At 34.3% G+C, this 7,817-nt stretch carries 7 protein-coding genes and 1 pseudogene; all 8 read right to left on the bottom strand.

The features are described from left to right. Window positions 1-255: pseudogene (locus tag FTV48_RS13555) on the bottom strand (hypothetical protein); the annotation flags it as partial. 150 nt (window positions 256-405) lie between these two features. Then, window positions 406-1,293, bottom strand: a complete 888-nt coding sequence (locus FTV48_RS13550; protein ID WP_180000687.1) for a glycosyltransferase — start codon at window positions 1,291-1,293, stop codon at window positions 406-408. Window positions 1,294-1,304: 11 nt separating this feature from the next. Then, on the bottom strand, window positions 1,305-2,549 hold the full coding sequence (locus FTV48_RS13545) for an O-antigen translocase (RefSeq protein WP_180000684.1): 1,245 nt from the start codon (window positions 2,547-2,549) through the stop codon (window positions 1,305-1,307). Beyond that, on the bottom strand, window positions 2,550-3,665 hold the full coding sequence (locus FTV48_RS13540) for a DegT/DnrJ/EryC1/StrS aminotransferase family protein (protein WP_180000682.1): 1,116 nt from the start codon (window positions 3,663-3,665) through the stop codon (window positions 2,550-2,552). It abuts the gene before it with no gap. A 96-nt stretch (window positions 3,666-3,761) separates the two neighbouring features. Continuing rightward, entirely contained in the window at window positions 3,762-4,853 is a 1,092-nt protein-coding gene (locus FTV48_RS13535) for an acyltransferase (RefSeq protein WP_180000680.1), read from the bottom strand. Window positions 4,854-4,967: 114 nt separating this feature from the next. Next, window positions 4,968-5,381: an FdtA/QdtA family cupin domain-containing protein gene (locus FTV48_RS13530; RefSeq protein WP_180000689.1), complete on the bottom strand. Its 414-nt coding sequence runs from the start codon at window positions 5,379-5,381 to the stop codon at window positions 4,968-4,970. A 5-nt stretch (window positions 5,382-5,386) separates the two neighbouring features. Continuing rightward, window positions 5,387-6,262: a glucose-1-phosphate thymidylyltransferase RfbA gene (rfbA, locus tag FTV48_RS13525; RefSeq protein WP_100355445.1), complete on the bottom strand. Its 876-nt coding sequence runs from the start codon at window positions 6,260-6,262 to the stop codon at window positions 5,387-5,389. Continuing rightward, complete coding sequence (gene rfbB / locus FTV48_RS13520; RefSeq protein ID WP_005173650.1) at window positions 6,262-7,326, bottom strand: dTDP-glucose 4,6-dehydratase; 1,065 nt, start codon at window positions 7,324-7,326, stop codon at window positions 6,262-6,264. The genes rfbA and rfbB overlap by 1 nt, the downstream gene beginning before the upstream one ends. Window positions 7,327-7,817 lie beyond the last annotated feature (491 nt).

Genomic DNA, 7,817 nt, shown 5'->3' with positions numbered 1-7,817 from the left:
ACAAATTGCATATGCGACAAACAATAAAATTGTATTAGAGTATTCAATATTTATTGAAGAACTTTTATTAAATAATAATAAAATAGCCCCCATAATAAAAATGTGACTAAACTGCGGAACCCCACTTGACCAAAAATAAAACTGAGATAAAAAAAATGAAAACAATACAAGATATACAACTACTTTATCTCTTATATTATTATCACTTAAAAAAATAATGTTATTTTTTGAATTACTTTCATTTAAAATAATCATTATCCATTCCTTTTATATTATCTGATGCTTTAAAAAGCAAAAGAACTGATTAATATTTCATATTATTAATTTTATTTTTTTTGATTTAGTATTTTTTAAAAAAATTAATACCTGTTTAAAATTAATAATATTGATTAAACTTAATTTTTATTAAAATTCTTTTTTAATGAATAACCAGTAAAAAAATCTGAAAAAATCATATGTAAAAATTTCAGATGGATATTCTCTCAAAATTCCTAGCATTTTTTCTAATGATTTCTTTTTGGATATTAACCCTAATTCAAACGCATTTATCCATAACGCTCTTTTTTTTGCTTTATTAAAAAGTATATGATTTTGGTACTCATTTAAAATCATCATTCTTGAATCATGCATGAGAGAGGTTTGCTTATGCATATTATTATCATGTAGCCTATACTTAGCAAACAGGACAGGAAGATAACATAACTCCCCTTCTTGTGCTAAAAGCAACCACATATACCAGTCTTCAATTTTTACCTCAGCATCATAACCACCGATTTTTTTCAAAGCTTTTGAGCGAATCAGTTGTGTCGTGGCTGGCAAATCATGCTCTAACAATAAAATTTGTTCAAAACTATAGTTTTTTCTTTTTTTAATTCTATTTTTTATCTGATTAGAATCATGATCAATAACTGATATTCCTCCAAACACTGCAATACAATTTTTATTATGCTTTAAAAATTCGGATTGTATTTTTATTTTATCTTCCAAGATTATATCATCAGAAGCGAGAGAAGAAAAATATTCTCCTTGCGCCCATTCTAGTGCTTCATTCAAGGTTGCACTCAAGCCCTTATTCGGTCGATGCCTAAATTCAAACCGGGTGAATCGTTTTTCACATCGTGGAACCAGCTCTTGTATTTTTTCTACTGAAGAATCTGTAGATCCATCATCAATGACAATTAACTCAATATTCTGATAAGACTGGTTAATGACACTCTGGATACTATCACACACAAATTTTTCATGATTATAACTTGGTATAATGACAGAAACTAAAGCTTGGCCATTTATCATATTATCTCTCTTTATTTTAATGATTTAAATATAAAAAAACTGATGACGACCCAATACATTCCATAATTTATGAGGTGGGCCATTGAAACACCTTCAAATCCAAAAAGCTGGGTACATACATAGGTCAAAGCAATAAGAGACAAGGTAAATATAATCTCTGTAGATATGTACAGTTTGGTCATGGCTTTGCTTAGCATCAAATAAGCCAGTATCCAGCTTCCTATTTTTAGTGCATCTCCCATCACTTGCCAAAAGAACAGGCTCTGCATGGGTGCGAAAGATGGACTGAATAAGACTTTGATAATCCAGTCACGCAACACAAAAATAATTATTCCACCTGCCACAGCCAGTGGAAAAAGAAACTTATAGCCTAAATAAACTTCTTTCTTAATTTCATCAATCATCTGGAGTTCTGACAAGCGCGGTAAGTAATAGACTCCCAATGTTGTTGTAACCAGCATCAGGTATACGGTGCTTAGACGGATCATGGCTTCCCAGTAACCGGCATACACCAGGCCAAATTCCTGACTTAAATAGGCTCGAATTAACATTTGTGATAAAGGCACACAGATCGCACTGACCAATGCCATCCAGATAAAAGAACTAAATTTTTTAGTAATTTCTAAGTCTATTTTTCCAAACAGAGAGGAAAACTTAAACCAATCCGCTCGATAACACAGAAATAACGTCACTATAAACGCAATAGATTGATAAATGGATAATGCAATTAAGGCACCATATAAATGTAATTTTATTGCTAAAATACTCGTAACAATAAGCGCAAATAAACTACCCGCAATATTGGCAAGTACCAGCTTTAATATTTCTTTTTTGCCATTGAGTATCGCTAAAAACAGGGTATTAAAATTAAAGAATAATAAAAATACTGCAAACCATACAAAAACTGTTTGATATTCAAGTGTATGAAATATATAAAGTGATAGCTGCCTTTGGAAAATTAAAATCAAAAATGCGAACATCAGACTAAATACAAAAACAATACTGCCTGCTGTTTTCCAGATTGCACGTTGTTTGCTTTCATCTTCATGATATTCAGCAGTATATTTAATGACTGCGGTATTAATTGCACTACCCGCAAAAGTAGTCACCATTTGAATAAAATTTTGGAATTGACCTAAAGCTGCATATCCAGTCGGCCCCAGATATACAGCCAGAATTTTATTCAGTACAAACAGGGTTATGGTCTTAATCAGGACCGCCACCCCATTCAGTACACTGGTCTGAAGTAAATTCATCTATATTTGAAAACCATTACATAACTGAACAACTTGCTTTGCTTCATCCATGGATAAAGTAGACCCTATCGGCAAGCTCAAGACTTGCGCATGAATTTGTTCTGAAATTGGTAAGTTTAAGTTATTCCATGCTTTATAAGCTTGCTGCTTATGGGGCGGAATCGGATAATGAATCAATGTCTGTACCCCATGCTCTGCCAAATATTTTTGTAATTCCTCCCGATATCTGGTCCGGATCACAAATAAATGCCAAACATGCTGCATATCAGTTGCGGTATTTATATTTTTAAGTGGAAGCACAATGGCTGGATTCTGAATTTCTTTTAAATAGAGATCTGCAATCTGACGACGATGCTGGTTTTCCTGATCTAAAAATGGCAGTTTTACATTCAGGATAGCCGCCTGAATTTCATCAAGGCGACTATTTACTCCCATGACCAAATTTTTATATTTTTCATGTGAGCCATAATTACGTATAGCCTTAAGCATATGGGCCAATTCAGCATCATTGGTGGTAATTGCCCCGGCATCACCCAGCGCACCCAGGTTTTTTCCTGGATAAAAACTGAAGCCTGAAGCATCTCCCCAATTCCCTGCTTTTTTACCCTCGATTTCAGCGCCATGGGCTTGTGCTGAATCCTCTAAAACCAGTAAATTATGTTTCTTGGCAAGCGCCATAATTTCTGGCATGGCAGCAAGCTGTCCATATAAATGAACAGGCAAAATTGCCTTTGTTTTGATGGTAATCGCGGCTTCAATTTTTTTAACATCAATATTGAACGTCTGGATATCCGGTTCGACCAATACCGGTTTCAGATGATTCTGTGAAATTGCCAAAATACTTGCAATATAGGTATTTGAAGGTACGATCACTTCATCGCCTTCATTCAGTTTACCCAGTTCTTTCCATGCACGCAGGGTCAGAATTAGAGCATCCAATCCATTGGCAACCCCTATGGCATACTCTGTACCACAATAATTCGCAAAATTTCGTTCAAAATCCTCTAACTCTTTGCCACAGATATACCAACCAGAATCAATGACCTGTGTACAAGCTGCTATAAGTTTGTCACGGTATTGAGCATTTATCGCTTTTAGCTCAAGAAAAGGTATCATTCTTATCAATCTCGTATAAAAATTTGTTATTCATTTTTTAATTTCACATTTATCAAAACTAATCTATTGATATGAATTAAAGTGAAAACCCCAATATTATTTATTCAGTTCATTATTCTTAGATTTAAAACTTGGCTCTAATAAAAATTTCTTCATCTTTCTATTTAGAGGCTTTTCAATATATTTATACATTATAAAGCTGGCTATTAAAGTCACAATAAATATAATCAATGAAAACAACATTAAATCTATATCAAATAAAAACATCTTTTTTATATAATTTAAAACTTGTATTTCCAAAACATGAAGCAAATAAAAACAAAAACTGATTTCTCCCGCCAAAACCATATATTTATTTGATAGAAACTTGGTAATAATACTTTTTTCATTAACAACATGAGACAATGCAAAAACAAGAATGATGGTGGCCATAGGTAACCAATAATAAATTGAGTATCTATAACTGATATCTATCTTGCTATGAAATACAAAGAATAAGACAAAAAGTAAAATCGCTCCTGATTCAAATACAAAAGTAGGTATCTTCACTTTAGAATAATTAACTTTTATTTTCTCATAAAGATCAAACAGGATAATACCAAGTAAAAAATCTGAAAAACGTACCCATGGTGAAATGTACAACCAATAGTGATTCTGGTTTTTATCAAGCTGCATATTCAAAACCAGAATACCTATAAGATAAAAAATAAATATATAGCTTCTTATTTTTTCAGAAATTAAAAATGCAAATGGAAAAAGTAAATAGAAGAACAATTCATCGGAAATGCTCCAGGATGGAGAGTTTAATGAAAAATGAATATTTTCTTCTAAAAAAAAGCTTTGTATTAGAAAAATGTGTTGAATTAAGTATTCCCATCCTTGTCCAGACTGGCTAAAGGTCAACAGAAGTACAATTGCCGTAGTTGCTATATGTACTGGATATACTCTTGCTAAACGAGAAATATAAAACTCTTTTTTTGAAATATTTCCTCTAAAAAATTTTTCTTTATAGTTATAGGATAAAATAAATCCGCTTAATATAAAGAAAAAACTGACGCCTAAAAATCCTTCGTCAAAAATACTGTTAAAAATATTTGCATAATGCGTGTCATTTTTTAAAAAGGCCAAATGACTAAGAAAAACAAATAGCGCAAAAAACATACGCAATGATGTAAGCGGCTTAATCATCTCATACATCTCCTTCATATTTATTATTATTTAAAATTCTATTTTCTGAAGTCTCTTGAGTAACAAAGCCATCATACTTGTGAATTATTTTTCTTAATTTTATGATCTCATTTTCTATGCAATAAAAGTTTTATCTGCTTCTTTTAAAAACTGGTCGTAATTACGGATATAGTCACTTTCATCATAATAATCGCTTGCCAATACCAACAATATGCAATCTTCAGAAAAATCATGCATTTCATGCCAAACCATGGGCGGAATTAATAATCCTTTATTGGGCTGACTTACGCACACTTCTTGTTTTTCTTTACTGTTATCCATTAATATTTTACAGCTGCCTTGAAGACAAAACCCAATTTGTTGAAGCTCTTTATGTGCATGAAACCCGCGAGGAACATCAGGCTGAGCGCCAAAAATATAGTAGAGCCTCTGTATATGAAAGGGAATATTCCGATTGGCTTCAGCGACCACCAAACTGCCACGATGATCTCCCAGATTAGGTAAATCAATCCATTCAATAAGATTCATCATGATTACCCCACCAAAGAAATCAGATATTGACCATAGCCATTTTTACTCATCGTTTGACCAATGGCTAACACTTGTTCTTTGCTTAACCAGCTATTATTCATTGCAATTTCTTCTAGACAGGCAACTTTATAACCTTGACGCTTTTCAAGGGTTTCCACAAATTGAGCTGCCTCAAGTAGACTTCCCTGTGTACCTGTATCTAACCAGGCAAAGCCACGTCCCAGCAATTCAACATTTAAATCACCACGTTCCAGATATGCCTGGTTAATGGAGGTAATTTCCAGTTCACCTCGCTCAGAAGGTTGTACTTGTTTGGCAATCTGAATCACATCATTGTCATAAAAATACAGACCCGTTACAGCAAAGTTAGATTTAGGTTTTTCCGGTTTTTCTTCAATTGAAATAGCACGTTGCTGTTGATCAAATTCCACCACCCCAAAGCGTTCAGGATCTTTGACCTGATAGCCAAAAACAGTGGCTCCTTTTTGACGTTCAGCAGCCTGACGCAGCATGGGGGTAAAACCTTGCCCATAAAAGATATTATCGCCGAGCACTAAGCACACATTACTTTGCCCAATAAATTCTTCACCCAGAATAAAGGCTTGTGCCAAACCATCAGGTCGAGGCTGAATCGCATAACTTAGCTGCATGCCAAATTGTGAGCCATCACCTAATAATCGCTTAAACCCATCAATATCTTCCGGGGTACTGATGACAAGAACCTCCTGAATACCGGCTAACATCAACACAGATAATGGGTAATAAACCATAGGTTTATCATAAATCGGAAGTAACTGTTTCGAGATTCCTTTAGTGATTGGATGCAAGCGTGTGCCCGAACCACCTGCTAAAATAATCCCCTTTGTTGATCTTGACATTAGACTGCCTCCCCTAAACGTTCACGCTGATAAGAACCATCCTGAACGCGACGGCACCATTGCAGATTATCCAGATACCACTGCACAGTTTTACGAATACCGGTCTCGAAAGACTCTTGTGGTTTCCAGCCAAGTTCACGCTCAATTTTTGAAGCATCAATGGCATAACGTAAATCATGACCAGGCCGATCACTAACGAAGCTAATCAGGCTTTCATATATTTGGCCATTGAGTCGTGGCTTAAGTTCATCCAAGATGGCGCAAATGGTTTTAACCACATCAATATTCTGTTTTTCATTATGCCCCCCAATATTATAGGTTTCGCCTACCCTGCCTTTGGTCGCAACCTGATATAAAGCACGGGCATGATCTTCTACAAAAAGCCAATCCCGAATCTGCTGACCATTGCCATAAACAGGTAAGGATTTTCCATCCAGCGCATTTAAGATGATCAAAGGAATCAGTTTTTCAGGAAAATGATAAGGCCCGTAATTATTTGAGCAATTTGTGACCACGACCGGCAAACCATAGGTTCGATGCCAAGCACGTACTAAATGATCCGAGCTGGCTTTACTTGCCGAGTAAGGTGAACTTGGCAAATAAGCTGTGGCTTCAGTAAATAAGTCGGTTGTCCCCTCTAAATCCCCATAGACTTCATCTGTTGAAATATGATGAAATTTAAATTTAGACTTTTTGATTTCACCCAAATTTTGCCAATATTTTCGTGCGACCTCCAAGAGGGTATATGTACCTACAATATTGGTGCTGATAAATTCAGCTGGACCATCGATCGAACGATCCACATGAGACTCTGCTGCCAAATGCATGACGATATCTGGCTGAAATTCTGAAAATAATCGTGTTAAAGATACATGATCACAAATATCAGTTTGAGCAAATTGATAACGGGGATGAGCTGATATAGAAATTAATGACTCCAAGTTGCCTGCATAAGTTAACTTATCAACATTTAAAACATGATGTTCAGTCGCTTTGATAATATGCCGGACGGTAGCAGATCCAATAAAACCAGCTCCACCAGTCACTAATATTTTTTTCACCATTCCCAATATTCCTTTTATTTTTATTTTACTTTTCAAATATTTTCTTAATTCATTGATGCCTTCTGGCATAGATATTCTTATTTGATTATTTATAACATATATTAATTTTATTCAACACACCACCTATAAAAATCTTATTCTCAAATATAGTTACATTTTATGGATAAGTATTTTTCTTATACCACTTATCCAATACTTTATAATTATTGTTTTTTTAAAACACTTTTCAACCAATAAAAACCAGCTTAAGCTTTACAACTACTGATATATTACTTTCAATTAATAAGAGATTATTAATTAACACTTCATTTATATAATCTAGCTAATGCCAAATAAATATATGTGAAATTTAATAAAAATAGAATCTAAAAAACTGCAAATCTGTTGCTACCCGGTCGCGGAAACAGCAGGACTGCGGCAATTAAACCGAGTTATGCCTATAATAGAGCCATCCTAGCAAGTGGCGAGCAAGATGCGCGGTTTATATTTAA

The sequence above is a fragment of the Acinetobacter sp. YH18001 genome (assembly GCF_013416975.1).
Classification (GTDB): domain Bacteria; phylum Pseudomonadota; class Gammaproteobacteria; order Pseudomonadales; family Moraxellaceae; genus Acinetobacter; species Acinetobacter pseudolwoffii.
Note: the sequence above shows the minus strand (reverse complement) of the source record. Positions and strands in the feature narration are given on the sequence as shown.

What these genes read in the sequence shown, in the direction of transcription:
- FTV48_RS13550 (WP_180000687.1), bottom strand. Translation starts at nt 1,293, where the DNA reads ATGATAAATGGCCAAGCTTTAGTTTCTGTCATTATACCAAGTTATAAT.
- FTV48_RS13540 (WP_180000682.1), bottom strand. Translation starts at nt 3,665, where the DNA reads ATGATACCTTTTCTTGAGCTAAAAGCGATAAATGCTCAATACCGTGAC.
- FTV48_RS13545 (WP_180000684.1), bottom strand. Translation starts at nt 2,549, where the DNA reads ATGAATTTACTTCAGACCAGTGTACTGAATGGGGTGGCGGTCCTGATT.
- FTV48_RS13535 (WP_180000680.1), bottom strand. Translation starts at nt 4,853, where the DNA reads ATGATTAAGCCGCTTACATCATTGCGTATGTTTTTTGCGCTATTTGTT.
- rfbB (WP_005173650.1), bottom strand. Translation starts at nt 7,326, where the DNA reads ATGGTGAAAAAAATATTAGTGACTGGTGGAGCTGGTTTTATTGGATCT.
- FTV48_RS13530 (WP_180000689.1), bottom strand. Translation starts at nt 5,381, where the DNA reads ATGAATCTTATTGAATGGATTGATTTACCTAATCTGGGAGATCATCGT.
- rfbA (WP_100355445.1), bottom strand. Translation starts at nt 6,262, where the DNA reads ATGTCAAGATCAACAAAGGGGATTATTTTAGCAGGTGGTTCGGGCACA.